Below are 26,679 nucleotides of genomic sequence, written 5' to 3' on the forward strand. Positions count from 1 at the left end.
CGGCGGTGATCACCCTGATCAATCCGACCCTGCCCTATGGCTTCGCCAAACGGCACGGGGTGATCCTGCTGGAGGCGGGCGAGGTCTGCGTGGTGGGCCTGCGCGAGGGGGCCGATCCCTCGGCCCTGATCGAGACGCGCCGGGCGCTGGGCCGGCCGCTGCGGGTCGAGCCGCTGGACCAGGCCAGCTTCGACCGGCGGCTGTCGCAGGTCTATGCGGGCGATCACCTGAGCGCGACGGACGGCGACGACCTGTCGATGCCCTCGGGGCTGGAGAGCCTGATCGACGACATCCCGGCCGCGGCCGACCTGCTGGACACGGCCGATGACGCGCCGGTGATCCGGCTGATCAACGGCATCATCGCCGAGGCCGTGCGGGCGGGGGCTTCGGACATCCATCTTGAGCCGTTCGAGACGGCGCTGACGGTGCGGATGCGCATCGACGGCGTGCTGCGCGAGACCCTGTCGCTGAACCCGCGGATCACGCCGCTGCTGGTGTCGCGGATCAAGGTGATGGCGCGGCTGGACATCGCCGAGAAGCGGGTGCCGCAGGACGGCCGTATCCCGCTGGCCCTGGGCGGCAAGACGCTGGATGTGCGCGTCTCCACCCTGCCGTCGCGGATGGGCGAGCGGGTGGTGCTGCGCATCCTGGACCGGGATCAGGCCGGGCTGACGCTGGACCGGCTGGGCATGGCCCCCGATGCGCTGGACGCCTTCCGCGCGGCGCTGAGGGAGCCCAACGGCATCATCCTGGTCACCGGCCCGACGGGCTCGGGCAAGACCACCTCCCTCTACGCCGGCCTGTCGCTGCTGAACGACGCCACGCGCAACATCCTGACGGTCGAGGACCCGGTGGAATATGCCATCGACGGCGTCGGCCAGACCCAGGTCAATCCCAAGGTCGGCATGACCTTCGCGGCGGGCCTGCGGGCGATCCTGCGTCAGGACCCGGACGTGGTCATGGTCGGCGAGATCCGGGACGTGGAGACGGCGCGGATCGCGGTGCAGGCGGCCCTGACCGGCCATCTGGTGCTGTCGACGGTGCACACCAATGATGCGGCCGGGGCTGTGACCCGGCTGAGGGACATGGGGGTGGAGCCCTTCCTGCTGGCCTCGACCCTGCGGCTGATCGTGGCCCAGCGGCTGGTGCGCCGGCTGTGTGGCGACTGCCGGCGGCCGGAAGGTGCGGACAAGGCCACCGCGAAACTGGCGGGGGTCAAGGTCGGCCAGACGGTGTGGCGGCCGCAGGGCTGCGGCCAGTGCGGCCAGACGGGCTATGTGGGACGGGTGGGCCTGTATGAGGTGATCCGGGTCGATGACCGGGTGCGCCGGCTGATCGCCGCCGAGGCCGGCGAGGAGGCGATCAACGCCGTGGCCTTTGCGGGTGCCGAAACCCTGACCCAGCGCGCGCGGACCCTGGTGCTGGAGGGCGTCACCTCGGTCGAGGAGGCGGTGCGGGTGACGCGTCAGGAGACCGCCGAGGCGCATGATGAGCCGGGGCTGGCTGTCGCGGTTCCCGCGGTTGCGACCGGGCGTGAGGATGCGGCCTGATGGCGGTGTTCGACTATGTGGCGGTGGACGCGGGCGGGCGCACGGTCAGCGGGACGCTGAGCGCCGATGACGACGCGGCCGCGCGGGCCCTGCTGGCGCGGCGCAGGCTGATGCCGCTGGAGGTCACGGCGTCGCGCGGGGCGGCCCCGGCGCGGGGGGCGGCCCCGTCGCGGGCCGCCGCTCCGGCACTCAAGGGCCCCGGCAAGCTGGATTCGCGCACCCTGGCGCTGGTCACGCGCCAGCTGGCCACCCTGGTGACCGTCTCGCCGGTCGAGGAGGCGCTGCGGGCCATTGCCATCCAGGCCGACCGGCCGGCGGTGCGCGCCGTGCTGGAGGGGGTGCATGGCGGGGTGATGGAGGGCCGGCGGCTGTCGGACGCCATGGCCCTGCAGGGTCAGGCCTTCCCGCCGCTGTACCGGGCCATGGTGTCGGCGGGCGAGACCTCGGGGGCGCTGGCCCCGATCCTGGAGCGGCTGGCCGAGGGGCTGGAGCGCGACCAGGAGGTGCGGGGCAAGGTGATCACGGCCCTGGTCTATCCGGCGGTGCTGGCGATCGTGGCCATCGGGGTGGTGATCGCCCTGATGACCTTCGTGGTGCCGCGGGTGGTGGACCAGTTCGACAGCATGAACCAGACCCTGCCGCTGCTGACGCGGCTGGTGATCGGCCTGTCGGACGCGATGCGCGACCAGGGCTGGCTGGTGGCGCTGCTGCTGGCGGCGGCGGCCGTCGGCGGCGTGTTCGCCCTGCGCAATCCGGCCGTGCGGCTGGCGGTCGACACCGTCCTTCTGCGCCTGCCGCTGATCGGGCGGCTGGCGCGCGACCTGCACGGGGCAAAGATGGCGCGGACCCTGTCGACGATGATCGCGGCGGGGCTGCCGGTGCTGGAGGGGCTGACGATCACGGCGCGGACGGTGTCCAACCGCCGCCTGCGGCTGGCCACGGAGCGGATGGCCGAGGCGGTGCGCGAGGGCGGCGGCCTGTCGGCGGCCATGCGCCGGGCCGACGTCTTCCCGCCCATTCTGGTGACCATGACCGCCTCGGGCGAGGCCGGCGGCCGGCTGGAGCCGATGCTGGAGCGCGCCGCGGAATACCTCGAGCGGGAGTTCTCCACCTTCACCGCGGTGATGCTGAGCCTGATCGAGCCGGCCATCATCGTGGTCATGGGCGGGGTGGTCGCCGTGATCATCCTGTCCATCCTGCTGCCCATCCTGCAGATCAACACCCTGGCCATGGGGTGAAGGGAATGATGATGAACACTTCTCTGGCTCCAGACCTCCGCCACGCAGCCGCACGCATTGTTGCCTGGGCCGCGGTCACAAGGCTCCGCCTTGTCGACCCGACGCGGCCTGGCGCTTCGCGCATCCCACGCGCTCAAGCAGCGAGCCGCCGCGCGGCGAGCGTTAGCGCCCCCCACAGGGCCGGCTTCACCCTGGTGGAGCTGATGGTGGTGATCGTGATCATCGGCCTGCTGGCCACTGTGGTGGCGATCAACGTCCTGCCCAGCCAGGACCGGGCCATGGTGACCAAGGCCAAGGCCGACATCGCCACCCTGGAACAGGCGATCGAGACCTATCGCCTCGACAACCTCGACTTCCCCGACGACCTGCAGGCGCTGGTCACCGCCCCGCCGACCCTGGCCAGTCCGGACCGCTACCGTCCGGGCGGCTATGTGCGCCGCCTGCCCGAGGACCCCTGGGGCGAGCCCTATCTCTACCGCCGCCCGAGCGCCCACGGCGGCCAGTTCGACGTCTACTCCCTGGGCGCCGACCGCAAGGAAGGGGGCGAGGGCAACGATGCCGACCTCGGAAACTGGGAGACCTAAGGGCGCTACCGCTCGCGACGCGGTCGCTCGCTGCTTGAGCGCGGGGCGGGGCGCCAACGCTCGCCGGGCGTGGCATGCGCGAAGCGCCAGGCCGCGTCGGGTCGACAAGGCGGAGCCTTGTGACCGCGGCCCCCACAAAGAAGGCTTTACGCTGGTGGAGCTGCTGATGGTGGTGGCCATCATGGGGCTGGCCGCCGGGGCCGTGGTCCTGTCCGTGCCCGATCCGCGGCCGTCGGTGGCCGCCGATGCCGAGCGGTTCGCCGCCCGGCTGAGCCGCGCCCGCGAGGAGGCCATCCTGACCAACCGTCCGGTCGCGGTCGAGGCGACCGCCGCCGGCTATGTCTTCACCGCGTTCGACGGCGCCGCCTGGTCGGCGCTGGACGAGGGCCCGTTCGGGCCGGAGACCTGGACGGCGGGCACGAGCGTCACCCCCTCAGCCCCGCCCGCCCGGATCGTGTTCGACCCCACGGGCGTCGCCGACCCCGCGGCCCTCACCCTGACCCGCGACCGCCACAGCCGCACCATCACCGTCGACGGCGCCGGAGAGGTCACCCTCAATGGCTGACTTGAAGGAAGGCGCTAACGCTCGCGACGCGGTCGCTCGCTGCTTGAGCGCGGGGCGTGCGCGAAGCGCCAGGCCGCCCACGGGTCCGACCTTCGGTCGGCCCGAGGACAGGCTCAGGGTCGACAGGGCGGAGCCCTGTGACCGCGGCCTCAACAAGGAGGGCTTTACTCTGATCGAGCTTCTCGTGGCGCTCGCCGTGTTCAGCCTCGCGGCCCTGGCCCTGCTGAACCTGTCGGCCGAGAACACCCGCTCGGCCGCCCGCGTCGAGACCCGCACCCTCGGCGGCATCGTCGCCGAGAACCTCGCCGTCGAGACCATGATCGCCCCCGCCGTCAGCGAAGGCACCACCACCGGCCAGACCCCGCTCGCCGGCCGCCCCTGGACCTGGACCCGCACCGTCGCACCCACCGAAGACCCCGACCTCCTGCGCATCCACATCACCGTCAAAACACCCGAAGGACAGGCCGCAGAACGCACACTGTTCCGCTCGAGAACCCGACCATGAAGCCCGTTCGTCTGATCCTCATCCCGGCGACCGCCGGCCAGCCCGCGCCCTTCCTGATCGTCGGCGGCGACGGTTATGTCCTCGAGCGCGGTACGCTGACGCTCGACGGCGGCCCCGTGCCCGAGCCGATGCGGACGGTGGCGGTCACGCCCGGTGGCGATGTGCTGATCCGCTGGCTCGACCTTCCCGTGGGCCATCCGGTGCAGGTCCGGGCGGCGGCGGCCTGGATGCTGGGCGATCAGGTGGCGACGACGCCCGACCGGCTGGTGACCGTCCTCGGCCCGGCCGCGCCCGCCGGCGAACCGCGGCTCGTCGCCGTTGTCAGCCGGTCGCTGATCCAGGCCTGGATCGACTATCTCGCCGCGCTGGGTGTGCGTGCCGATGTGATGGTGCCCGATGTCCTGACCCTTGCGGGGCCCGACGCCGACGACAGGCTGTCGGCCGTCAGCTTCGGTGAGGGCATGGCGCTGAGAGGCCGCCGGTTCGCCGCCACGGTACAGACCGATCTGGTCGAGCTGATCGCCGCAGGTCGCCGGGTCGAGCTCGTGCAGGACCCCGCCGCCGTCGAACGCGCCCTGTGCGCGGCAGCCCTGGCCCCGGCGATCAATCTTCTGGACACGGGTGAGCGCGAGGGGAGGGCGGTCGGCGGCTGGAGACGGGCGCTGGTTCTGGCGACGTTGGCGGCCCTGTCGCCCCTCATCCTGATCATGGCCGCCGCGGCGCGCGACGGCGTGGCGGCGCAGAAGGCCCGGGCGGACGCGCTTGAGGCTATTGCGGCGGCCGCGCCCGATCTGGCGCGCGAGGCCGATCCGGTTGAAGCCCTGCGCCGTCGGGTCGCCGCAGCCCCCCCGCCGGGGGGGATCACGGCCGCCGCCGCGGCGCTGTTCACCGCCGTCGAGGCCGTCGAGGGCGCGGAGCTGGACATTCTGATCGCGGACCCGGACGACGGGATGAAGGCCACGGTCAGCCATCCCGCCCATGGCGAGATGGCGGTGATCCGGCGCTCCATGGCGGAAGCGGGCATGTCCGTCACCGAAACCGGCACCCTGGAAGACGGCGGCCGCATCGTCAGCGACATCACCATCGGAGCCGGTCGATGAGGCGGATGACGGACCGGCTGTATGCGTGGTGGTGCGCGCGGACCGTTCGCGAGAAGCGGCTGCTGGCCGTGATGCTGGCGCTGCTGGCGGCGGTGTTGTTCTGGCTGGCGGTCGTCCGGCCGGTGCTGGACTGGCGCGGGCAGGCGGCCGCTGACCGGGCGGACGCCGAGGCCGAACTGGCTGGGGTGCAGACGGCACTCCGGCTCGTTACGCCGAAGGCGGCGGCGAGGCCGGTGATCGATTCCGAAGGCTTTGAGTCGCTGGTTCTCCGGACGGCGGAGGGGGCGGGCCTGCACATCTCCACGGGTATTGAGCCGGGGAGAGGGCTCGCCTTCCGCATTCCCGACGCCTCCAGCGCGGGCCTGTTCGGCTGGATGTCCGCCCTCGAACGCGACTACGGGATCACGGTCGTCAGCCTGGGTGTCGTCGAGAACACCGATGCGACCCTGCAGGTGGAGGGCGTGCTGTCGCGTCAGCCCTGACCGGGCCGACCGGGGAGGTGGCGGGCGACCGGTGTTCGTGAACCGGATCCGGTCTGACGGGTTGCGCTGGGTAGTTCTCTCCCTCGCCGGCGACCCGAATGCCCGAAGCGCCTTCCGACCTTGACCAGCTGGTGCAACAGGCGCGCCGGTTCGCGGCGAGCGTCAGACCCCACCACCTCGCCATGGTCGCTTTGGCGACGGCGGTGGGGCTCGGGGTTCTGGCGGCGCGGACCCTGGCATTGCCGGGGCCGCAGCCGATCCTCGATGGCGAGCGGATGAAAATCCAGGTCGTCGCGCCGGTCGAGCCGGAGGTCGCCCCCGGGTCGGTGATGGAGGTCGGCGATCTGGTCGAAGGGTTCGAATACAGACGGCCGCCGCCGGCCATGATCGAAGCCGCGGACCATGGGGCCCGGGAAGATGCGTTCGAGGCCCCGGCACCGCGGCCTGTCTCACGACGCGACGATGACGACGGCAGGGGATATGCGCCGCCGCCGCCGGACGCGCCGGTCGAAAAACCGCCTGAAGACCGGCGTGACCGGCGTGCAGACCGCTGGTTCGGCTTTGATGCGCCGCAGCGGGACTATCGCGCAGAGCGGGAAGCCCGCCAGGCGCGGATCGAGGCAAGGATGGAGCGGGAGCGGGATCGCCGTGAGGTTCGATGGTACCGCTCCGATGGCCAGGCCGTCGGCGAGGACGAGCGCGATGATCGCCCCGGCGCGCCTGTGGGCTGACGGTGCGGGCGGGGGGCGGTCCTCGTTGCTGTCCAGGTGACGGCACGGCGTGAACTTGCAGAACAGGGATACATGACGTCCGTTCCGGAGTATGGTGTACGGGAACACCGATAGCTGTCGGATTGGGTCATGATTGCACTGCTGCTTGCGCTCAGCCTCGGCCAGACTCCTGCAGGCGCTACGGTCCCGCAGCCGCCTCTGGATTCGCAGGAGACGCGGATGCCCTGCGAGTCGACGCCGGAGGGCTGGGTCTGCCGGATGCCGCCGGTGATCCTGCGACCGTCGCCGTCCGGAGCCGTGGTCATGACCGGCCCGCCCGTGATTTCCGCCCCCCTGCCAGCGACTGTTCCCGCCCTGGTGCCGCCGGCCGAGACCAGTTCGGCGGAGGCGGACCGGCAGGCGCGGCTGATTGCGCGCTGCGCCGATGCGTCCTGGCTGTCCCTGTGCTTGCCGGATGACCGCCGTGAGGCCCGGGCGCTGCGTGACGCCGCCAATGTCCGCGCGGCGCTCCGGAGCGACGTCACCCGGCTGTTGAGCGAGGGGAAATGCGATGAGGCTGTTCGGGCCGCCCTGGCCGGCGCTGACATGGCGCTGGCATGGGAGGTGCGGAACATGAATTTCTGTGCGGCCGGACCCGCCACCGCAGAGGTCGCCCCCGACCCGAACTGACGTCGGACCGGGAACATCCGGCAAGACAAAGGCCCGACGCCTTGCGGCGCGGGCCTTTGCTTTTGATGGAGGACGGACCGGCCGGACGGGGTCCGGTCGGTCCTGATCCGGTTCCTAGCCCCGCTCGCCGTCGCCGGAACGGCCCGGTGCGTAGTCGCGGCTCACGGGCGCGCACTCGTGCAGGTCCTCGCAGTCGGAGAAGTGGATTTCCGGCGGCTCGACGGTGACATCGGACGGGCTGATGTGCACTTCGGGAGCGTGCAGGTAGATCTGCGGCGCCTGGATGCGGATCGGCGGAGCCTCGACGTAGATCGGCGGGCCCTGGATATCGATCCGGCCCGAGGCGATGGTCACCGGCCGGCCGCGAACGCGGACACCCGGTCCGCCGGCGCGAACGACGGTCCACGGCGTCGTGGGCCGGTAGAAATCGACCTCGTAGTCGCAGACACAGACCCCATAGGCGTCACGAGGGCCTCCGTCGCGGCACGGCGGCGGCGGGACGCAGCACGGCGGCGGCGGCGGCGGACCGTAGCTCCGGTCCTGGGCGACTGTCGTTCCGGCACTGCCGGCCGTGGCCAGCAGAGCGCCGAAGGCGGCGATGACTATGTGTTTCACTTTAGCTCCCCAAATCCAGTCGAGACGTGGCCCTGAACAACCCCAGAGCCAGGAACCCAAGTATCATCGTTATGGTAACCTTAACGGCTTGGCAAGGCGACCCTTCCCCGGCGGTGGCCGGATTGTTGCGGCCGCTGCGCGTCCTTCCCCGCACGCGCGATTTGTTCGCTCCGGAGGGGAAAAACTCGCGCTCCCGCCGCGATATTTCGCCGCGAAATGTCCCCGCGCTCACACATTGTCCCGTCAACTTGACCCGGCGTGACCTTGGCAGCCGCCCGGGCGCGGTCTAGGTCGAAGGCTCAATCCGATCACCGGCCGACCGGGGATCGCGCAATACGGAGAAGCGCTCATGGCCGACCTGGCTCAAGTCACCGAACACATCCGCGGCGCCGTTGGCGATAACTCGGGTCTGGGCAAGACCGTGAAGATCGATCTGGGCGATGTCGGCAAGATTTTCATCGACGGTGCCTCGGTTCCGAACTCGGTGACCAACGAAGACAAGCCCGCCGACGCGACCGTCTCGATCAACTGGGACGACTTCATGGCCCTGTCGGCCGGGACGCTGGATCCGATGATGGCCTTCATGCAGGGCAAGCTGAAGATCGCCGGCGACATGATGATCGCCCAGAAGCTGGCCCCGCTGCTGAAGCGCTGAGTGTGATCTGAAGCAAGGCATCCCACGGCGCGGTCCCGCAGAGGGGTCGCGCCGTTTTCATCTCCGGAGCAAGACCATGGAATTCCGCCACAGCGACAAGGCCCTGCACTGGCAGGAGCGGGTCAAGCGCTTCCTCGACGACCATGTCCTGCCGCGCGAGGAGGAATACCGCGCCCAGGTCCGCGAGAACCCCCGGCGCCAGCCGCCGGCCATGGAGGAGATGAAGGCGAAGGCGCGCGAGGCCGGACTGTGGAACATGTTCCTGCCCGGCGACCACGGGGCCGGGCTGACCAATCTCGAATACGCGCCGCTGGCCGAACTGATGGGCCGCCATCTGTGGTCGGCCGAGGTGTTCAACTGCAACGCCCCCGACACCGGCAATATGGAAGTCCTCCATATGTACGGGAACGAGGCCCAGCAGGCGAAATGGCTCAAGCCGCTGATGGCCGGCGAGATCCGCTCGGCCTTCCTGATGACCGAGCCCGAGGTCGCCTCCTCGGACGCCACCAACATCCAGACCCGGATCGAACGCGACGGCGACCACTATGTGATCAACGGCCGCAAATGGTGGTCGACCAATATGGCGCACCCGAACGTCGCCGTGACCATCGTCATGGGCAAGACCGACCCCGACGCTTCGGTGCACACCCAGCAGTCCCAGATCATCGTCCCGACGGACACCCCCGGCTTCCGCGTCGCGCGGATGCTGTCCGTGTTCGGCTATGACGAGCTGCCGATCGGCCACGCCGAGGTGGTGCTGGAGAACGTCCGCGTCCCGGTCGAGAACCTGATCGCCGGCGAGGGCCGGGGCTTCGAGATTGCCCAGGGCCGCCTCGGGCCGGGCCGTATCCATCACTGCATGCGCGTCATCGGCATCGCCGAACGGGCGCTGGAGCTGATGGTCCAGCGCCTGCTGTCGCGCACCGCCTTCCGCAAGGCGCTGGCCGAGCATTCGGTCTGGGAGCAGCGCATTGGCGAGGCCCGCACCAATATCGAGATGTGCCGGCTGCTCGTGCTCAAGGCCGCATGGATGATGGACGAGGCCGGGGCGAAAAACGCCAAGTCGGAGATCGCCCAGATCAAGGTCGCGGCGCCGCGCATGGCGCTTCAGATCATCGACGACGCTATCCAGGCGTTCGGCGGGGCAGGGGTCTCGGCCGACACGCCCCTGGCAGAAATGTACGCCATGGTCCGCACCCTGCGCATCGCCGACGGCCCCGACGAGGTTCACAACCGGACCGTGGCGCGGCTGGAGTATGCGAAGCACGGCGGCCGGGGCGGGTAAGCTCGACCAGGTCCTTCCCCCTGAAATGGGGGAAGGACCTTCCGGGCCTCGGTTGCTCCGGCGGTCCCGCCATGCCAGCTTCGCCGCCACAGGGAGACCCACCATGCTGAATCGTCTGGCCGCCGCCGTCGCGCTTTCGCTCGCGCTTGCGACGCCCGCCTTCGCCGACACCCTCGTCGTAACCGCGGCCCGGATGGTCGATGTCGAGCGTGGTCGCTACGTCGACAATCCCGTGGTCGTGGTCACCGATGGGCGGATCGTCTCGGTCGGGACGTCCGCGCCCGCGGATCTGCCGGCTGACGCCCGCCGGCTCGACCTGCCGGGCCTGACCCTGCTGCCGGGCCTGATCGACATGCACGTCCATCTGGCCTCGACGCCCTATGTCTCGGGCTGGAACGAGCTGGACTACGCGGACGACTTCGGGACCATCCTGCAGGTCGGCCATGCCCGCGCCAATCTGATGGCGGGCTTCACCACGGTGCGGAACCTCGGCGGGCCGGATTTTGCCGACGTCGCCCTGCGACAGGCCATTGACGGCGGTTTCGTCGAGGGACCCCGGGTCGTTCCGGCGGGCGTCTCGTTCGGTGCCACGGGTGGCCATTGCGACATCACCGGCATGCCGCGTTCGCTGAACCAGGCCAATGCGTACAACACCGACGGCGTCGAGAATGCCCGCCACGCCGTCCGCGAGGTGCGCAAATACGGCGCCCAGGTGATCAAGATCTGCGCCACCGGCGGCGTCTTCTCGCGCAACACCGAGCCGGGCCAGCAGCAGATGACCCTGGCCGAACTGACCGCCGTCGCTGACGAGGCGCATATGTGGGGCCTGCGGGTCGCCGCCCATGCGCACGGTGCCTCGGGCATCCGCGACGCCATCCGCGCCGGCATCGACACCATCGAACACGCCTCGCTGATCGACGCCGAGGGCATCCGGCTGGCGGTCCAGCACGGGACCTGGCTGTCGATGGACATCTACAACACGGACTTCACCCAGGCGACGGGCACCGAGTTCGGCGTGACCGAGGACAATCTGCGCAAGGACCGCGAGATCGGCCAGCTGCAGCGCGACAATTTCCGCGCCGCCCACCGCGCCGGTGCCCGGATGATCTTCGGCAGCGACGCCGCCATCTATCCGCATGGCCAGAACGCGCGGCAGTTCGCCATCATGGTGGAATACGGCATGACCCCCGCCGAGGCGATCCGCTCGGCGACCTGGAACGCCGCCCAGGCGCTCGGTCGGGAAGGCGACGTGGGGGCGATCGTGACCGGCCGCTACGGCGACCTTATTGCGGTCTCCGGTGATCCGCTCGCCGACGTGCGGATGCTCGAGGCGGTGCCCGTGGTGATCAAGGGTGGCGCGGTCGTCCGGGACGCGCGCTGAGGCGTCTCAGCCGACGTAGACGCGCGGCACCCGCGTATTGATCGCGCTGATCAGTTCATAGCCGATCGTGCCGGCGGCGGCGCCGGCGTCGTCCAGCAGCCGGTTGGCGCCGAACAGCTCGACCCGGTCGCCGACGGCGACGTCCAGCCCGGTCACGTCGACCGCGCAGGCGTCCATCGACACGCGTCCGACGATCGGGCGCAGTTCGCCGGCCACGAAGACCTGACCCCGCGGACTGTAGCTGCGCATGACGCCGTCGGCGTATCCGGCGGCGCAGGTGGCGATCCGGGTCGGTCGCGCCGCCGTGAAGCCGCGCGAATAGCCGACGGTCTCGCCGGCGGGCACCGCGTGCAGCTGCAATACCTCCGCCTCCAGCGTTGCGACGGGTCGGATGCGGGCGTCAGGGCGACCTTCGGGCCCGCCGCCGTAAAGGCAGATGCCGGGTCGTGTCGCGTCGAAGGCATAGTCGGCACCGAGGAAGACGCCACCGGAGTTGGCGAACGACCGCACGACGCCGGGGTAGCGGACCGAGGCCGCGGCAAAGGCGTCCCGCTGGCGCGCGTTCATGGGCTCTGCCGGGTCATCGGCGCAGGCGAGGTGGCTGAGCACCAGTTCGAGCCCTTCGAACGGCTCGGGCGCGGCCTCCGTGCGGAAGCCGAGCCGGTTCATACCCGTGTCGATCTGCACCCCACAGGGCCCGCCGCCTGCGGCGCGCCATTCGGCCAACTGTGCGTCGGCGTTGAGCACCGGGCGAAGGGCTGCGGCCCGGAGTCGGGCCGCGCGTCCGGGCAGGCAGCCGTCCAGCACATAGATAGCCGGTTCGGCGCCCAGGGCCGCGCGCAGCCGCTCGCCTTCGGCGGTCCGGGCCACGAAGAAGGTGCGGGCACCCTCGGCCATCAGCCGCCCGGCGCAGGCCGCGGCCCCGAGGCCGTAGCTGTCAGCCTTGACCACCGGATGCACGGGCACGCCGCCGACCCCCTCCAGCGTGCGGAAATTCGCAGCGAGGGCGTTCAGGTCGACGGTGAGTGTGGCCGGGGCGGGCATCGGACCATCTAGAAGCGTTGCGTTGTGCGACGCAACACGCCTCAGGCCTGCAGCCGATCGAAAGCCTCGCCGTCGGCGTCGAACAGATGCGCCTGATCCGCCGGAACCCTGAGGCTCAGGGTCTCGCCCGTGGCCGGCCGCACATCGCCGGGCAGCAGGACCGTGACCGGCTCCTCGCCCGCGGTCAGATAGGCATAGGTGGCATGACCGAGGGTCTCGACGAAGACGACTTCCGCCGAGATCACGTCGCCCTTGCCGGCGGTCGTCAGATGCTCGGGCCGCACGCCGAGCGTGACCCTGTCGCCCACCCTGGCCCGGGCCGCGTTGACGGCCACCTTCAGGCGGTCACCGGCGGCGGTGCGCACGGTCGCGCCTTTCGCCGTCCCTGTGACGATCTCGGCGGGCAGCAGGTTCATCTTCGGACTGCCGATGAACTCGGCCACGAAAAGGTTCCGCGGCCGCTCATACAGCTCCATCGGCTTGCCGACCTGTTCGATCCGGCCGGCGTTCAGCACCACGATCCGGTCGGCCAGGGTCATGGCCTCGACCTGGTCGTGGGTGACATAGACCATGGTCGTTTTCAGCCGCTCGTGCAGGCTGGCGAACTCATAGCGCATCCGCACCCGCAGGGCGGCGTCGAGGTTGGACAGGGGCTCGTCGAACAGGAAGACCTGCGGCTCGCGCACGATGGCCCGGCCGATGGCGACGCGCTGGCGCTGGCCGCCGGACAGGGCCTTGGGCTTGCGGTCCAGATAGTCGGTGATGTTCAACGTCTCGGCCGCCCCGCGCACGCGCCGGTCGATCTCGGCCTTGTCCGCCTTGGCCAGCTTCAGGCCGAAGGCCATGTTCTCGTAAACGCTCATGTGCGGATAGAGGGCGTAGGACTGGAACACCATGGCGATGCCCCGGTCGGACGGCGACAGGTCGTTGACGACCTTGCCGCCGATGGCGATGTCGCCGCCGGTCGCCTCTTCCAGACCCGCGATGGTGCGCAGCAGGGTGGACTTGCCGCAGCCCGACGGCCCGACGAAGACCACGAACTCGCCGTCGGCGATCTCGAGGTCGACGCCTTTCAGAACCTGGGTGGTCCCGAAGCTCTTGGTCACGCCGGTCAGCCGGACGTCCGCCATGTTTTCCTGCCCGCAGCTTCTTGTTTGGCCAGACGCGCGTCGCGCGCCTTGAGGCCGGGTTTTGCGGTCACCGTAAACGGTTACATCGCGCGATCAATCCTTCGCGCGCAGCAGTCGGGTCCTGTCAGCGCGGCCCCTTGGCCTTGTACGGCGGCTTGGCTCCGGCCGGCTTGCCGCGCGCGTCCTTTGCGGCCCACGGACGATCGCCGCCCTTGGGCTTGCCCTTCCAGGGGCGATCGCCGGCGGCGGCGGCAGGGGCGGTCTCGGCGTCGGAGCGCGGCGTCCAGGGCGTCTTGCCCTCAACCGGCGGCTTCTTCACCCACGGCTTCTTGCCGTCCGGCGTCGGATCGGTCGGCGTGCGCTTGACCCAGGGCTTCTTGCCTTCGGCGGCCGGGGCAGGGGCGTCGTCCCGCTTCACCCACGGCTTCTTCTCACCCTGCGGACGGTCCTCGCGGGCCTTCCACGCAGGCTTTTCGCCGGTCTCCTCGCGCTTGACCCAGGGCTTCTTGCCCTCGGCGGCGGGGGCGGAGTCCTCACGCTTGACCCACGGCTTCTTCGCGCCTTCGGGCCGGTCCTCGCGCGGCTTCCAGGCCGGCTTGTCGCCGCCTTCCTCGCGGGCCTTCCAGGGCTTGCGCTCCGGACGGTCGCCCGAGGGGCGGTCGCCGGCGGGCTTCTTGTCCCAGCGGCTGACGGGCTTCTCGGACGGGCCGGGCTTGACCGCCGGATCGATCTTGACGCCGTCCTCGAGGCCGAGGGCCACGGCGGCCTCGAACTTTGCCTGCATCTCCTGGGTGATCTCGAACTTGGTCTCGCGCTCGAAGATCTTGATCGAGCCGATGTCGCGCTTCGTGACATGGCCCAGCCGGCAGATGGTCGGCATCAGCCATTTCGGGTCGGCGTTCTTGTCGCGGCCGATGTTGATCCGGTACCAGACCATGTCGCCGCCGCGGGCAAAGTCCGTGTACGGAACATCCGGCTGGCCCTTGTCGTTCTTGCCGGTCTCCTGCTGACGCTTCATCCGGTCGTCGTCGTAGACGTCTTCCGGGGCGGGCAGTTTCTGCTGGTAGAGGCGGATCAGGGCGGCCGCGATCTGTTCCGGCGAGCTCTTCTCGAGAAGCTGTTTGCCGAGGGCCAGGACGGCTTCGTCCTCGACCGGCGCGATCAGAACCGGGTCGGCCAGCATGCGGGCCTGGTCGTTGGCGAGGATCATCTCGGCCGAGGGCGGGCCGCTCCATTCGGCCTTGATCGAGGCCGATTGCAGCATCAGCTCGACCTTGCGGCGGCGCGTGTAGCTGACCAGCAGGACGGAGACGCCCTTCTTGCCGGCGCGGCCCGTACGGCCCGAGCGGTGCAGCAGGCCGGCCTTGTTGACCGGGATCTCAGCGTGGATGACCAGCCCCAGATCGGGCAGGTCGAGGCCGCGCGCGGCGACGTCGGTGGCGACGCAGACGCGGGCGTGGCCGTCGCGCAGGGCCTGCAGGGCCTCCGAACGCTGGCTCTGGGTCAGTTCGCCGGACAGGCCGACGACGGAGAAGCCACGCTCGCGCAGGGACGAGGTCAGGTGTTTCACCCGCTCGCGCGTATTGGCGAACACCAGCGCGCCGGGGGCCTCGAAATAGCGAAGCACGTTGACGACGGCCAGTTCGACCTCGTTCGGGGCGACGCGGATGGCCTTGTATTCGATGTCGGCGTGCGAGGCGTTGCCCGCGACCGTGTCGATCCGCAGCGCGTCCTTCTGATAGGTCTTGGCCAGCTGCACGATGTCGCGCGCCAGGGTGGCCGAGAACATCAGCGTGCGGCGCTCGGCCGGGGCCGTTTCGAGGATGAAGGTCAGGTCCTCGTGGAAGCCCATGTCGAGCATTTCGTCGGCTTCATCGAGCACGACGGCCTGCAGGGTCGTCAGGTCGAGCGAGCCGCGCTCGAGGTGGTCGCGCAGACGGCCGGGCGTGCCGACCACGATGTGACAGCCGCGGTTCAGCGCCTGGCGCTCGACCTTGGGGTCCATGCCGCCGACGCAGGAGACGATCCGGGCACCGGTCTTGGCGTAGAGCCATTGCAGCTCGTTCGAGACCTGCAGGGCCAGTTCGCGGGTCGGGGCGATGACCAGGGCCACAGGCGCGCCGAACTCGGCGAATTTCTCGGCCTCACCCAGCAGGGTGGGGGCGAGGGCCAGACCGAAGGCGACGGTCTTGCCCGAACCGGTCTGGGCAGAGACCAGCAGATCGCGGCCCGGTTCGGCCTCCAGCACGGCGGATTGTACCGGCGTGGGCTCGGCATAGCCGCGTTCGGAAAGGGCGCGGTCGAGCGCGGGATGACTGGCGGGGAAGGGCATGGGGCGGTCCAATAGCACGATTCAGCGCGCGAACGGTCGGCGCAGAAGGCGGCGGACGGCGGCGTATGAGGGGAAATAACGGCGGAATGGTGAAAGCCGCCGAATTGAGGCTGCGCCCCATACAGGACGTTGCGCGGCTTTACCAATTGGAGTGCCTGCGGGCAGAGCCTCTGCCCCGGTTCGTCCTCCGTGCCGCCGGCTCCCTGGTCGTTTTACTGGCGGGGATGCCCGGCCATTATCATTCTGGAAAACATCCCGCCTGCAGGAAGGGGCCCCTGGGCGCGCCTGAAAGGCTGCTATGTCGGATCGCGCTGTTCGCAGCCTCGAGTTTCTGGAGAAGTCGGCCTCGACCGCGCGGGTGCTGAACCTGTTCCAGATCTCCAAGGTTCATGGCCATACGGCGGCATGGCGCGAGGAGCCGCTGTTCCAGAGCCCGGGACTGAACCAGGCGCTGCTGATAAAGCACCGGCTGCGTCGCAACGAGACCGACCAGTTCCGGGGCCACCGCCGGGTCGCGACCAAGATTGTTGTGCCGATCGACGGACGCGAACTGAAGGCCGGCGGCCGCTTCGTCTTTGTGGGCCAGACCGACTACGCCCCCATTCTCAAGGAGGTGTTCGGGGTCACCGTGGATCACCCCGATTTCCGGACCCTGCAGCTTCTCGACGAGTTGCCGTCGCTGGATCCATTTCTTTTGCGGGAACAGCTGAGCCGGGCCGGCATCGTGCCGGCACCCTGCTACTTCGCCATCAGCGATGCCGACATGCAGAAGATGCTGAGTTTCGTCCAGGGCGAGATCGAACCCCTGGTCCAGCTCAGTCTCGGCGGGACCAAGGCCTCGACCGGTGCCGTTGCCCGGATGGCCGCCAAGATCCTCTCCAATGCGCCGGGTGACCGGATGGTCGGCCTGGGCGAGGTTCTGAGGCTCAGCCCGGAGCAGTATGAGGAGGGCATCTTCTGCTGGAAGGGGTTCCTCTACTTCAAATGGACGCTCGGCAGCATGGCGGAGGATGTCGCCGGCGTGTTGTCCAAGGTCGCCAGCATCAAGCCGGTCGGGTCCATGGATGGTGACGCCCGGGAATATATCGCCCGCAGCCGCGAGGTGGTCAGCGGACAGATCAAGCGGGCGCGGGCAGAGACCCGCCAGACGATGAAAATCTATGACGAGGCCTATGCGGGTCTGACGGAGAACGGCAATCCATTGATCTTCCGGGACTTCCTGCTCAAGGCGCCCGCGCTGTTCGCGCGCCTGGGCGAGCAGCTCGGTGCCATCCAGCACGTCGTCAGCTTCTGGAATTTCCGCTTCCGGCCGAGGGCCCCGGCACCGAGCCCGTCCGAGCTGATCGACATCTTCATGGATTTCGAAACCAGCCTCAGGGGCCGGTCTGAAGAGGTCTGACCGACGGCGCGGGAACCGTCGGTGTCCGGGGGGGGGGCGTGCTACGTCGCCCCTCGCGTGTCCGGGTCCTCGGCTTGGCACCGAGTTTGGGGATTTCTGCGGGTGTCGCCGGGGGCAGGTTCCGGAGAACGCCGGTATCAACTTACCTCGTGCGGGCCTTGTCGCTAAATTAAGAATTGGGTTCCAATAGCTAAGCTTCCGGTCCAGGCCAGAGGGGCACTGATGTTTGGAATGATCCACAAGTCGGCACGAGCCATGGTGCTCGAGCAGTTCGGACCGGCCGCCTGGGATCAGATCCTTCAGTCCGCCAAGCTTGATGATGGAGACTTCGTCAGCGCCCAACCCTATCCCGATGAGACGACCTTCAGGCTGATTGGTGCGGCGGCCGCCACGGCGGGCCTCACGGTTGACCAGACGCTGCAGGCTTTCGGCCATCACTGGGTCAAGGCCGCCGACCAGGGGCTCTATTCCAACGTCATGGCGATCCTCGGCGGATCTCTTCTGGAAGCCCTGACAAACCTCGACCGGATGCACGCGAGTATCCAGATCGCCCTGCCGGATGCCCAGCTTCCGCAATTCGTGGTCGTCTCCCAGGATGAGCGGTCGATTCATCTGGCCTATTACTCCAAGCGGGAGGGCCTTGAGAGCTTTGTCTCCGGCCTGCTTGAAGGCCTGCTGATCCGGTTCAACCAGCCGGGATCCGTCGTCTTCTCCGGGATGGACGGCGCGGCCAGGCTTTTCACCGTGACGTTTGATCCGCCGGTGGAAGAATAGCGATGGATGTGGTTCTGGCCGGCGGGGATTTTGAAAACTTCTTCCCCTGCTATCTGGTGACCGACGAGGCGTTCGCCATTCAGGGCGTCGGCCGATCCATCTCGAGATTTCTGCCCGACCTGCTTCCCGGCGATCGACTGGACAGATGGTTCATCTTTGACCGCCCCGTTGCGACCCCGGACGCGCGCACCCTGGTGCGCGACCAGACTCCGGTCCAGATCAGGTCGATCGACGGCCGGCTTCAACTGTCGGGCTGCGTGGTCGAACAGGCGTTCGGCTTTGTATTCTGTTTGAGCCACTCCCCGGGGCGGGCCGCAGCCTGGGGCGAGCTCGGCCTGACGGTGAGGGATTTTTCCATAGCCGATCAGTCCCTGGCCGTCGGCACGGCGATCAGCCTGCAGAAGACCTTGATGGCCGAGTTGCAGGAAACGATTGAAAACCTGCGGCGTGCCCGGGACGAGGCGACGGCCGCCAGCCTTGCCAAGTCGACCTTCCTGTCGGTCATGAGTCACGAGATCCGCACGCCGCTGAATGGTATCCTTGGCATGACCCAGGTCATGATCCGCGACACGTCGGAAGAGCAGACCCTCTCCAGGCTCGACATCGTGCAGCAGTCCGGTGAGGGCCTGCTCGCCATCCTCAACGATTTGCTGGACCTGTCTCGTATCGAGGCGGGGAAAATCGAGCTGGAGTCGATCCCCTTCGACATGGGCGAGGTGTTGAGCGGGGCCCACTCGGCCTTCACCGCCCTGGCCAACAAGAAGGGATTGTCCATGCGCCTCGACATCGAGGCGATCCAGGGCCGGTACATCGGCGACCCGACCCGCATCCGGCAAATCGTCTATAATCTCGTCTCGAACGCCCTGAAGTTCACCGAATCCGGAAGCGTGGAGATCAGGGCGCATTCGATCGAGGGGGGACTCGAGATCGTGGTCACCGATACAGGTATCGGTATCGCTCCTGACAAATTGTTGGAAATCTTCCGCGAATTCAATCAGGCGGACACTTCGATCAACCGACGCTTCGGTGGAACAGGCCTTGGCCTGTCCATCGCCCGCGATCTTGCCGCCCTGATGGGGGGCTCGATCAGGGTGGAAAGCCAGCCGGGAGAAGGCTCCCGATTCACGGTCAGGCTTCAGGTTGTCCGCACGGGCGACCCGGAACCCGTGACCGAGCCTGTTGAGGACGCACAATCCGAGACCTTCTCGCTGGGCAGCCTGCGTGTGCTCGCGGCCGAGGACAATGACGTCAACCAGCTCGTTCTCCGGACGATCCTTGAGCAGTTCGGCGTCACCGCGACGGTCGTCAAAAATGGTCGCGAGGCCGTGGATGCCTGGGCCAGACAGCCCTGGGACGTCATCCTGATGGATATCCAGATGCCGGTGATGGGCGGGGTGGAGGCCACCCGGCTCATCCGGATGCAGGAGGCCGAGACCCGGCGTAGTGCGACGCCCATTGTCGCTTTGACGGCGAACACCATGACCCATCAACTGCCCGAGTACGAGGCGGCGGGCTTCTCAGGCCTGGTCGCCAAGCCGATTCAGGTGGGCCTGCTTATGCAGGCCCTGCTCGACACGGCCGCCGCCTCCGGAGCAGACGCGGTGGCGTGAGCCGGGCAGGTTTCCAAAGGTCGACAGCGCGTCCCCGAGCGGGATCGACCCGGAAGCCGGGTCCGCCATTCGGTGCATTGAGGAAGGAATGGTGGATGCGACAGGGATTGAACCTGTGACCCCCTCGGTGTGAACGAGGTGCTCTCCCGCTGAGCTACGCATCCATCTATCGCGGAGGCGGCGACATAGCCCGCGCGTTCGCAGCGCGCAAGGTGTCAGATGGCGGGGGCGGTCGTCCCTGTCGCCGCCTGCTGCAAGGTCGCGACCGCCGCGATCAGATCGGAGAAGCAGTCGATGACGATGTCCCCGCCCAGGTCCGCGAGCGGCACGTCATTGTAGCCGAAGCCGGCGACCACACAGGGCACGCCGGCCGCCCTGGCGCTGCCGGTGTCGGTGGTGGCGTCGCCGACCATCACGGCCCGTTCAGGATCACCGCCGGCCAGCAGGACCGCCTCGCGGACGTGAGCCCCGTCGGGCTTGCGGGCGCTGACACGGTCGGGCCCCGCGACCACGACGAAGTGACGCGTCAGATCGAGCGCGCCGATCAGGGCCTCGGCAAGGTCGGTGCGCTTGTTGGTGGCCACGCAGAGCAGGGCGCCGCGAGTCGCGAGATGGTCCAGCGTCTCAACCACGCCCTCAAACGGGCGGCTGTCGTCGGCGATGTGGGCGACATAGTCCTCGATGAAATGGTCGAAGAGTTCGGGCTCGGCGGCCTCGTCCCAGACGGCACCGGCCTCCGTGAAGCCGTGGCGGAGCAGGGCGCGGGCACCGTGGCCGACCAGATGGCGGGCGGAGGAGAGGGGCACGGCCGGATAGCCGCGCGGTGCCAGCATGCGGTTCAGGGTGCCGATCAGGTCCGGCGCGGAGTCCACAAGGGTCCCGTCCAGATCGAAGGCGATGGTCCAGCCCTCGAGGTCGCGCGCGCTCATCGGCATCTCCCGTCGGTCGCCAGGATGGGCTAGACCGCTGGCGACGACTAGCCGCCGGACTGATTCATGACCAGCACTCCCCTATCTTCCGGTCCGAGGGCCGCCATCATTCTCGCCGCCGGACAGGGCACGCGGATGAAGTCGCCCCTGCCCAAGGTGCTGCACCCGGTCGGCAGCCGCGCCATGCTGGATCACGCCATCGATGCGGCCGAGGCGCTCGGGTGCGAGCGGATCGTGGTGGTGGTGGGCAATCACTCACCCGAGGTCCGCGCCCATGTGGTCAAGCGGCTGGGCGAGGCGGCGATCGCCGTGCAGGATCCGCCGATCGGCACCGGCCATGCGGTGCGGGCCGCCGAGGCCGCGCTGGCGGGGTTCGCCGGCCAGGTCGTGATCACCTATGGCGATGTGCCGCTGTTGAAGGCCGCCGACATCGAGCCGGTGTTCGGTGTGACCGCCGGCGTGACCGTGGTCGGGTTCGAGGCGCGCGACCCGAGCGGCTACGGCCGCCTGATGGTTGACGCCGACGGGGGGCTGGAGGCGATTGTCGAGCACAAGGAAGCCTCGCCCGACCAACTGAAGGTCACCGCCTGCAACTCGGGCGTCATGGCCGCACCGGCGGCCCTGCTGTTCGACCTGCTGGCCGAGGTCAGGAACGACAACGCCAAGGGCGAATACTATCTGACCGACGTGGTGGCGCTGGCCCGGGCCCGTGGCGAACCGACCCGGACCGTGTTCGCGGATGAGGACGCGGTCATGGGGGTCAACGCCCAGGCCGAGCTGGCCGTGGCCGAGGCCCTGTTCCAGAAGGTCCAGCGCGAGACGTTTCTCGCCGCGGGCGTGACCATGCCGGCACCCGAGACGGTGCATTTCTCGTTCGACACCGAGGTCGGCGGCGGAACGACGATCGAGCCCTTTGTCGTGTTCGGACCCGGCGCGAAGATCGCGAGCGGGGCCCGCATCCGCAGCTTCAGCCACATCGAGGGGGCGACGGTCGCCGCCGGCGCCGAGGTCGGGCCCTATGCCCGGCTTCGTCCCGGCGCGGACCTGGGCGAGGGGGCCAAGGTCGGCAACTTCGTCGAGGTGAAGAACGTCCGCATGGGCAAGGGCGCCAAGGCCAACCACCTGTCCTATCTGGGCGACGGCGAGGTGGGGGCGAAGGCCAACATCGGCGCGGGCACGATCTTCTGCAACTACGACGGCTTCTTCAAACACCGCACGACGGTGGGAGAGGGGGCCTTCGTCGGTTCGAACAGCTCGCTGGTGGCGCCGGTGACGATCGGCGCGGGCGCGATGGTCGGATCAGGGTCGGTGGTCACCGCCGATGTCGCGCCGGGCGATCTGGCCCTGGCGCGGGGCGTCCAGACGGCCAAGGCAGGCTGGGCCGCGCGCTTCATGGAAACCATGCGGGCGAAGAAGGCGGCGAAAGCGAAATGAGCGCGGACGATCAGAAGCGCCACGCCGGCGAAGCCGCCGCCCTGCGCGTCGAGGCGGGCATGGTCGTCGGCCTCGGCACCGGCTCGACCGCGGCCTGGTTCGTCAAGGCGCTGGCGGCGCGCGGGCTGGACGGGCTGCGCTGTGTGCCCACGTCCGAAGCCACCGCCGAACTGGCGCGCGACCTGGGCCTGACCCTGTCGACGCTGGAGGACACGCCGCGTATCGACCTGACGGTCGACGGCGCCGACGAGGTCGGGCCGGGGCTGGCTCTGATCAAGGGCGGCGGGGCTGCCCTGCTGCGCGAGAAACTGGTGTGGGAGGCCTCGGCCCGCTGCATCGTCATCGCGGACAAGGCCAAGGTGGTGCCTGTGCTGGGTGCCTTCGCCTTGCCGATCGAGGTGGTCGCCTTCGGCCACAAGACCACGGCCAACCGCATCGCCGACGTCCTCGCCGACCATGACATCGCCATGCCGGCGCGGGTGCGGACGGCCGAGCGCGGGCTGGTGCGCACCGACGGCGGCAATCTGATCTACGACGCGAAATGCGCCGCCATCCACGACCCGGTGCGGCTGGCCGATGATCTGAAGCTGATCACTGGCGTGGTCGAACACGGCCTGTTCCTCGACCTTGCGGACGAGGCGATCATCGGCACGGACGACGGGGTCGAGGTGCTGACGCCCTGAGGCCGGCCTACTGTTGCGGGGCGGGCTCTTCGGCCTCTTCATCGCGCAGCCGCTCGTGGGACCGCCGGATCGAATTGGCGATCTCATTGCGATCCGCCTGGGTCGCCAGATGGTTGCGCTCGGCGTCGTAGAGGCCATCAAGATAGGCCAGGTCCCAGTCCGTCAGACTGTCGCTGACCTCGGGCGCGTCGAAGACATTGAGAATGGTGGCGTAGCCGCTGGTGTCGGCCTTTGGGTCGATCTGGGCCAGCGACACCATGGCGATATAGTCGGCCAGTTGAAGCACCGAGACCTCCGACACCTGGTCGACGTCGACGATGACGATGGCGCGGGTCAGGTTGTCGACGATCTGGGTGGTCAGGCGGGAGGCCGAGGCGACGGCGATCTGTGGGGCGTAGTCGCTGGCACTGACGCAGGCACCCGTGCAGACGCCGGGAATGCGGACCGCGATGTCGCCGGTCTCGGAATCCACCGGGATGGCCATCTGCCACCAGCGCACGGGCCGGTCCGTCTCGACGAAGTCGCGCAGGGCCGCCCCGCCCCGGTCCATGCCGGCACCACCCATGCGGAAGGCGCGGCGGCGTTCCTCGGTGAGCTGACGGGCGAGGTCGCCGGCGTCGGCGGTCGCGATGACCATGATATTGGGGGTGCAGCCGGGTCCGCCCACGGAAAGACCGAGGTCGGTGGCGACGGTCGAAATCCGGTCGGACAGGTAGCGGGCGATCTCTCCATCAAGATTCGCCACGCCGACACAGACGCGATCATTCCAGCGGGCAAGGCCACGGTTGCGATTGGGCTCGGCCACCTCGCCCACGAAATCGCGGATCAGGGTGTCCAGCGTGCGGCCGGAGACAATGACGTCTTCCAGCTGAACCGGGTCCTGGCTGGCGGGGGGTGTCTGGGGCGGCGACAGGAGCAGCGCGCCCGCCAGGAACAGTTCGATCATCATGCTTGCCCTGATTTGAAACTCTTGCGGCACTAAGGAGAGCGGGACGGACACGGTCAACGCGAAACGGCGCGGATTGCCGTCTCTGTGGTGAATTGCGGTCCGCACGACACGGCCGGACGAGGTCTTGTACGGGCGCGCGCGGCTATTCCGGCGCGGGGCGACTTGCCGGTCGGGGAACGGATGGCTACCTGCCACGGCGAACCATCCGGGAAATGCGCCGTGTCTGACACCTACGACTACGACCTGTTCGTCATCGGCGCCGGCTCGGGCGGTGTGAGGGCGGCGCGGCTGACGGCGCTCGGCGGCAAACGGGTCGCCATCGCCGAGGAGCACAGGGTCGGCGGCACCTGCGTGATCCGCGGCTGCGTGCCCAAGAAATTCATGGTCATGGCCAGCGACTTCGCCCACCAGTTCCATACGGCGGAAGGGTATGGCTGGACCGTCGAGGCCAGTTTCGACTGGCCCAAATTCCTCCAGGCCAAGGATGTGGAGATCGCCCGCCTGTCCGGCATCTATGCCGCCAACCTGGGCAAGGCAGGCGTCGATCTGGTTCACGGGCGTGCGGTGCTCAAGGACGCGCACACGGTCGAAATCCTCGGCAAGGACCAGACGATCACGGCGGAGAAGATCCTGGTCGCCACGGGCGGCCGGCCCTGGGTTCCGGAAGGGCTGCCGGGCATCGAACACGCCATCACCTCGGAAGAGGCCTTCCACCTGCCAGAACTGCCGAAGCGCATCCTGATCGCCGGCGGCGGCTATATCGCCGTGGAGTTCGCGGGCATTTTCGCCGGCCTGGGCGTCGAGACGACGCTGATCTATCGCGGCCCCAACATCCTGCGCGGCTTCGACGACGACGTGCGCGCCCACCTGGCCGGCGAGATCGAGAAGCGGGGCATCAAGGTGATCCTCGGCTGCCAGCACGAACGCATCGAAAAGACGGAGACCGGCCTGCTCAGCGTGCTGGAGAACGGCATGAAGATCGAGACGGACGTCGTCATGTTCGCCACCGGTCGCGTGCCACACGTCAAGGCGCTGGGGCTGGAGACCGCCGGGGTCGAACTGAACGACGACGGGGCCATCAAGGTCGATGTTCATTCGAAGACGACGGCGGAGAACATCTGGGCCATCGGCGACGTCACCGACCGGATGAACCTGACGCCCGTGGCGATCCGCGAGGCCGTGGCGTTCCATGAAACCGTCTATCGCGACAATCCGCAGGCCTTTGACTACGAGGCCGTCGCCAGCGCGGTGTTCAGCCAGCCACCGGTCGGTACCGTGGGCCTGACCGAGAGCGAGGCGCGGCACAGCTGTCCGGGCGAGGTCGATGTCTATGTGACCCGGTTCCGTCCGATGAAATACGCCTTCACGGGCTCTGATGAGCGGGTCCTGATGAAGCTGGTCGTCGACGGGCAGAGCCAGAAGGTGGTCGGCGTCCATATCGTCGGGCCCGAGGCACCGGAGATGATCCAGCTGGCCGCCATTGCCGTGAAGGCCGGCCTGACCAAGGCGCAATGGGACGCGACCTGCGCGGTCCACCCGACCATGGCCGAGGAACTGGTGACGCTGAAAGAGAAGCAGCGGCCCGGGAATATGTCGGCGGGCTGACAATCGCGACACCGCGTTCATTGTCCCGGAAGGACCATCCGCCTATCTTGGCGGCATGAGTACGCGCTGGACGCCTGAAAGCTGGAGATCGAAGCCCGTCGTGCAGATGCCGATGGACTATCCGGACATGGATGCGCTGCATCGTGTCGAGGATGAGCTTCGGGCCCTGCCGCCGCTGGTGTTCGCCGGCGAGGCGCGGCGGCTGACCGCCAAACTGGCCGAGGTTGAAGCCGGGAATGCCTTCCTGCTCCAGGGCGGCGACTGTGCCGAGAGCTTCAAGGAGTTCTCGACCGACAACATCCGCGACACCTTCCGGCTGATCCTGCAGATGGCGGTGGTCCTGACGTTCGCGGGCCGAAAGCCGGTGGTGAAGGTCGGGCGTATCGCCGGCCAGTTCGCCAAGCCGCGTTCGTCCTCGATCGAGCAGATCGACGGCGTGGAACTGCCCAGCTACCGCGGCGACATCATCAACGGCATGGCCTTTACGCCGGAAGAGCGTCTGCCGGATCCGCAGCGCTTGCTGCGCGCCTACAACCAGTCGGCCTCGACCCTGAACCTGCTGCGTGCCTTCGCCGGCGGCGGCTATGCCGACCTGTACAACATCCACCGCTGGACGATGGGCTTCGCCGCCGACAGCGCCTATGGCCACAAATACCGCGAACTGGCCGACAAGATCACGGAAGCACTGGCCTTCATGGAGGCCGTCGGCGTCACGCCCGAGAGCCATCCGGATCTGAGCCGGGTCGAGGTCTTCACCAGCCACGAGGCCCTGCTGCTGAACCTTGAGAGCGCCCTGACCCGCCTCGACGGCGCGACCGGTGAATGGTTCGACACCTCGGCCCACATGGTCTGGATCGGTGAGCGCACGCGCCAGCCGGACGGTGCCCATGTCGAGTTCGCGCGGGGGATCAGGAACCCGATCGGTCTGAAATGCGGGCCGACCATGGAGCCCGACGATCTGCTGACCCTGATCGACCTGCTCAATCCCGACAACACGCCGGGTCGCCTGACACTGATCGGCCGGTTCGGCGTCGACAAGGTCGGAGACCGTCTGCCGCGCCTGATGCGGGCGGTGAAGGAGAACGGCAAGCGCGTGGTCTGGTCGATCGATCCGATGCACGGCAACACCCTGAAGGCCGGCAACGGCTACAAGACACGACCGTTCGAACGCATCCTTGGCGAGGTGAGGGGCTTCATCGATGTGGCCGAGGCCGAGGGGGTCCACCCCGGCGGCGTCCATCTGGAGATGACCGGTCAGAATGTCACCGAATGTCTCGGCGGAGCGCAGGCCCTGACCGAGGACGACCTGTCGAGCCGCTATCACACCCATTGCGACCCGCGCCTGAACGCCGATCAGGCGTTGGAGCTGGCCTTCCTGGTCGCCGAGCGGCTGAAGGCCGGGCGGCGCGCCCAGTCGGAAGCGGCCTGAG

25 protein-coding genes and 1 tRNA gene are annotated in these 26,679 nt (G+C 68.7%); 19 read left to right on the forward strand and 7 right to left on the reverse strand.

Translation table 11 applies throughout. The annotated features are described in order from the left end of the window. The first annotated feature begins 5 nt into the window (after positions 1–5). From gspE to KB221_06450, 9 genes are all read left to right on the forward strand, one after another. The gene (gene gspE / locus KB221_06410; protein ID WIY70651.1) at positions 6–1,550 is read left to right on the forward strand and encodes a type II secretion system ATPase GspE; all 1,545 of its coding nucleotides are present in this window, start codon (positions 6–8) and stop codon (positions 1,548–1,550) included. After that, positions 1,550–2,788: a type II secretion system inner membrane protein GspF gene (gene gspF, locus KB221_06415; GenBank protein ID WIY70652.1), complete on the forward strand. Its 1,239-nt coding sequence runs from the start codon at positions 1,550–1,552 to the stop codon at positions 2,786–2,788. The genes gspE and gspF overlap by 1 nt, the downstream gene beginning before the upstream one ends. Positions 2,789–2,991: 203 nt before the next feature. After that, a complete protein-coding gene (gspG, locus tag KB221_06420; protein ID WIY70876.1) occupies positions 2,992–3,372 on the forward strand; it encodes a type II secretion system major pseudopilin GspG in 381 nt (126 codons plus the stop codon). 154 nt (positions 3,373–3,526) lie between these two features. Further along, positions 3,527–3,937: a GspH/FimT family pseudopilin gene (locus tag KB221_06425; GenBank protein ID WIY70653.1), complete on the forward strand. Its 411-nt coding sequence runs from the start codon at positions 3,527–3,529 to the stop codon at positions 3,935–3,937. Between the two features lie 43 nt (positions 3,938–3,980). Continuing rightward, positions 3,981–4,442: a type II secretion system minor pseudopilin GspI gene (gspI, locus tag KB221_06430; protein ID WIY70654.1), complete on the forward strand. Its 462-nt coding sequence runs from the start codon at positions 3,981–3,983 to the stop codon at positions 4,440–4,442. After that, on the forward strand, positions 4,439–5,542 hold the full coding sequence (gene gspL / locus KB221_06435) for a type II secretion system protein GspL (protein ID WIY70655.1): 1,104 nt from the start codon (positions 4,439–4,441) through the stop codon (positions 5,540–5,542). Before gspI ends, gspL begins: the two co-directional genes overlap by 4 nt. After that, positions 5,539–6,024, forward strand: coding sequence for a type II secretion system protein GspM (gene gspM, locus KB221_06440; GenBank protein WIY70656.1), 486 nt, complete (start codon positions 5,539–5,541; stop codon positions 6,022–6,024). The genes gspL and gspM overlap by 4 nt, the downstream gene beginning before the upstream one ends. A gap of 98 nt (positions 6,025–6,122) precedes the next feature. Then, complete coding sequence (locus KB221_06445) at positions 6,123–6,755, forward strand: hypothetical protein (protein ID WIY70657.1); 633 nt, start codon at positions 6,123–6,125, stop codon at positions 6,753–6,755. A 129-nt stretch (positions 6,756–6,884) separates the two neighbouring features. Beyond that, positions 6,885–7,424, forward strand: coding sequence for a hypothetical protein (locus tag KB221_06450; protein ID WIY70658.1), 540 nt, complete (start codon positions 6,885–6,887; stop codon positions 7,422–7,424). Positions 7,425–7,538: 114 nt separating this feature from the next. Here the strand turns inward: KB221_06450 and KB221_06455 are convergent, their stop codons facing one another. Further along, on the reverse strand, positions 7,539–8,039 hold the full coding sequence (locus KB221_06455; GenBank protein ID WIY70659.1) for a hypothetical protein: 501 nt from the start codon (positions 8,037–8,039) through the stop codon (positions 7,539–7,541). Positions 8,040–8,388: 349 nt separating this feature from the next. Between KB221_06455 and KB221_06460 the strand changes: the two genes are divergently transcribed. The 3 genes from KB221_06460 to KB221_06470 all read left to right on the forward strand — a co-directional run bounded on the left by KB221_06460 (position 8,389) and on the right by KB221_06470 (position 11,360). Then, positions 8,389–8,694, forward strand: coding sequence for an SCP2 sterol-binding domain-containing protein (locus KB221_06460; GenBank protein ID WIY70660.1), 306 nt, complete (start codon positions 8,389–8,391; stop codon positions 8,692–8,694). Positions 8,695–8,770: 76 nt separating this feature from the next. Further along, complete coding sequence (locus tag KB221_06465; protein ID WIY70661.1) at positions 8,771–9,979, forward strand: acyl-CoA dehydrogenase family protein; 1,209 nt, start codon at positions 8,771–8,773, stop codon at positions 9,977–9,979. 103 nt (positions 9,980–10,082) lie between these two features. Next, entirely contained in the window at positions 10,083–11,360 is a 1,278-nt protein-coding gene (locus KB221_06470) for an amidohydrolase family protein (GenBank protein WIY70662.1), read from the forward strand. Between the two features lie 6 nt (positions 11,361–11,366). Here the strand turns inward: KB221_06470 and alr are convergent, their stop codons facing one another. The 3 genes from alr to KB221_06485 all read right to left on the reverse strand — a co-directional run bounded on the left by alr (position 11,367) and on the right by KB221_06485 (position 15,866). Next, positions 11,367–12,404, reverse strand: a complete 1,038-nt coding sequence (gene alr / locus KB221_06475; GenBank protein ID WIY70663.1) for an alanine racemase — start codon at positions 12,402–12,404, stop codon at positions 11,367–11,369. Between the two features lie 41 nt (positions 12,405–12,445). Continuing rightward, entirely contained in the window at positions 12,446–13,534 is a 1,089-nt protein-coding gene (gene ugpC / locus KB221_06480) for a sn-glycerol-3-phosphate ABC transporter ATP-binding protein UgpC (GenBank protein ID WIY70664.1), read from the reverse strand. A 124-nt stretch (positions 13,535–13,658) separates the two neighbouring features. Beyond that, a complete protein-coding gene (locus tag KB221_06485) occupies positions 13,659–15,866 on the reverse strand; it encodes a DEAD/DEAH box helicase (protein WIY70665.1) in 2,208 nt (735 codons plus the stop codon). Between the two features lie 298 nt (positions 15,867–16,164). Between KB221_06485 and KB221_06490 the strand changes: the two genes are divergently transcribed. The 3 genes from KB221_06490 to KB221_06500 all read left to right on the forward strand — a co-directional run bounded on the left by KB221_06490 (position 16,165) and on the right by KB221_06500 (position 19,649). After that, on the forward strand, positions 16,165–17,265 hold the full coding sequence (locus tag KB221_06490) for a hypothetical protein (protein WIY70666.1): 1,101 nt from the start codon (positions 16,165–16,167) through the stop codon (positions 17,263–17,265). Between the two features lie 231 nt (positions 17,266–17,496). After that, the gene (locus KB221_06495) at positions 17,497–18,039 is read left to right on the forward strand and encodes a heme NO-binding domain-containing protein (protein WIY70667.1); all 543 of its coding nucleotides are present in this window, start codon (positions 17,497–17,499) and stop codon (positions 18,037–18,039) included. 2 nt (positions 18,040–18,041) lie between these two features. After that, positions 18,042–19,649 carry an ATP-binding protein gene (locus KB221_06500; protein WIY70668.1) on the forward strand — a complete coding sequence of 536 codons (1,608 nt, stop codon included), beginning with the start codon at positions 18,042–18,044 and terminating at the stop codon, positions 19,647–19,649. Positions 19,650–19,738: 89 nt separating this feature from the next. On the opposite strand, the gene KB221_06505 is transcribed toward KB221_06500, so the two are convergent. Next, positions 19,739–19,813, reverse strand: a tRNA-Val gene (locus KB221_06505). A 51-nt stretch (positions 19,814–19,864) separates the two neighbouring features. Then, entirely contained in the window at positions 19,865–20,578 is a 714-nt protein-coding gene (locus tag KB221_06510) for an HAD hydrolase-like protein (protein ID WIY70669.1), read from the reverse strand. Positions 20,579–20,644: 66 nt separating this feature from the next. Between KB221_06510 and glmU the strand changes: the two genes are divergently transcribed. Next, positions 20,645–22,012, forward strand: a complete 1,368-nt coding sequence (gene glmU / locus KB221_06515; protein WIY70670.1) for a bifunctional UDP-N-acetylglucosamine diphosphorylase/glucosamine-1-phosphate N-acetyltransferase GlmU — start codon at positions 20,645–20,647, stop codon at positions 22,010–22,012. Next, entirely contained in the window at positions 22,009–22,695 is a 687-nt protein-coding gene (gene rpiA / locus KB221_06520) for a ribose-5-phosphate isomerase RpiA (protein ID WIY70671.1), read from the forward strand. The genes glmU and rpiA overlap by 4 nt, the downstream gene beginning before the upstream one ends. Before the next feature lie 7 nt (positions 22,696–22,702). On the opposite strand, the gene KB221_06525 is transcribed toward rpiA, so the two are convergent. Next, positions 22,703–23,641, reverse strand: coding sequence for a hypothetical protein (locus tag KB221_06525; protein ID WIY70672.1), 939 nt, complete (start codon positions 23,639–23,641; stop codon positions 22,703–22,705). 222 nt (positions 23,642–23,863) lie between these two features. On the opposite strand from KB221_06525, the gene gor reads away from it, so the two are divergent. Next, positions 23,864–25,249, forward strand: a complete 1,386-nt coding sequence (gor, locus tag KB221_06530; GenBank protein WIY70673.1) for a glutathione-disulfide reductase — start codon at positions 23,864–23,866, stop codon at positions 25,247–25,249. A gap of 55 nt (positions 25,250–25,304) precedes the next feature. Then, complete coding sequence (locus KB221_06535) at positions 25,305–26,678, forward strand: 3-deoxy-7-phosphoheptulonate synthase class II (GenBank protein WIY70674.1); 1,374 nt, start codon at positions 25,305–25,307, stop codon at positions 26,676–26,678. The last annotated feature ends 1 nt before the right edge of the window (position 26,679 follow it).

It is taken from the genome of Aquidulcibacter paucihalophilus (assembly GCA_030285985.1).
Lineage (GTDB): Bacteria > Pseudomonadota > Alphaproteobacteria > Caulobacterales > Caulobacteraceae > Brevundimonas.

Bases quoted from the DNA above. Each gene is read 5' to 3' on its own strand.
- gspL (WIY70655.1), top strand. From the start codon at position 4,439: ATGAAGCCCGTTCGTCTGATCCTCATCCCGGCGACCGCCGGCCAGCCC.
- KB221_06490 (WIY70666.1), top strand. From the start codon at position 16,165: ATGTCGGATCGCGCTGTTCGCAGCCTCGAGTTTCTGGAGAAGTCGGCC.
- ugpC (WIY70664.1), bottom strand. From the start codon at position 13,534: ATGGCGGACGTCCGGCTGACCGGCGTGACCAAGAGCTTCGGGACCACC.
- alr (WIY70663.1), bottom strand. From the start codon at position 12,404: ATGCCCGCCCCGGCCACACTCACCGTCGACCTGAACGCCCTCGCTGCG.
- KB221_06470 (WIY70662.1), top strand. From the start codon at position 10,083: ATGCTGAATCGTCTGGCCGCCGCCGTCGCGCTTTCGCTCGCGCTTGCG.
- KB221_06535 (WIY70674.1), top strand. From the start codon at position 25,305: ATGAGTACGCGCTGGACGCCTGAAAGCTGGAGATCGAAGCCCGTCGTG.
- rpiA (WIY70671.1), top strand. From the start codon at position 22,009: ATGAGCGCGGACGATCAGAAGCGCCACGCCGGCGAAGCCGCCGCCCTG.
- gspM (WIY70656.1), top strand. From the start codon at position 5,539: ATGAGGCGGATGACGGACCGGCTGTATGCGTGGTGGTGCGCGCGGACC.
- KB221_06465 (WIY70661.1), top strand. From the start codon at position 8,771: ATGGAATTCCGCCACAGCGACAAGGCCCTGCACTGGCAGGAGCGGGTC.
- glmU (WIY70670.1), top strand. From the start codon at position 20,645: ATGACCAGCACTCCCCTATCTTCCGGTCCGAGGGCCGCCATCATTCTC.
- gspG (WIY70876.1), top strand. From the start codon at position 2,992: ATGGTGGTGATCGTGATCATCGGCCTGCTGGCCACTGTGGTGGCGATC.
- KB221_06450 (WIY70658.1), top strand. From the start codon at position 6,885: ATGATTGCACTGCTGCTTGCGCTCAGCCTCGGCCAGACTCCTGCAGGC.
- KB221_06485 (WIY70665.1), bottom strand. From the start codon at position 15,866: ATGCCCTTCCCCGCCAGTCATCCCGCGCTCGACCGCGCCCTTTCCGAA.
- gspF (WIY70652.1), top strand. From the start codon at position 1,550: ATGGCGGTGTTCGACTATGTGGCGGTGGACGCGGGCGGGCGCACGGTC.
- KB221_06525 (WIY70672.1), bottom strand. From the start codon at position 23,641: ATGATCGAACTGTTCCTGGCGGGCGCGCTGCTCCTGTCGCCGCCCCAG.
- KB221_06510 (WIY70669.1), bottom strand. From the start codon at position 20,578: ATGAGCGCGCGCGACCTCGAGGGCTGGACCATCGCCTTCGATCTGGAC.
- KB221_06495 (WIY70667.1), top strand. From the start codon at position 17,497: ATGATCCACAAGTCGGCACGAGCCATGGTGCTCGAGCAGTTCGGACCG.
- KB221_06445 (WIY70657.1), top strand. From the start codon at position 6,123: ATGCCCGAAGCGCCTTCCGACCTTGACCAGCTGGTGCAACAGGCGCGC.
- KB221_06500 (WIY70668.1), top strand. From the start codon at position 18,042: ATGGATGTGGTTCTGGCCGGCGGGGATTTTGAAAACTTCTTCCCCTGC.
- KB221_06460 (WIY70660.1), top strand. From the start codon at position 8,389: ATGGCCGACCTGGCTCAAGTCACCGAACACATCCGCGGCGCCGTTGGC.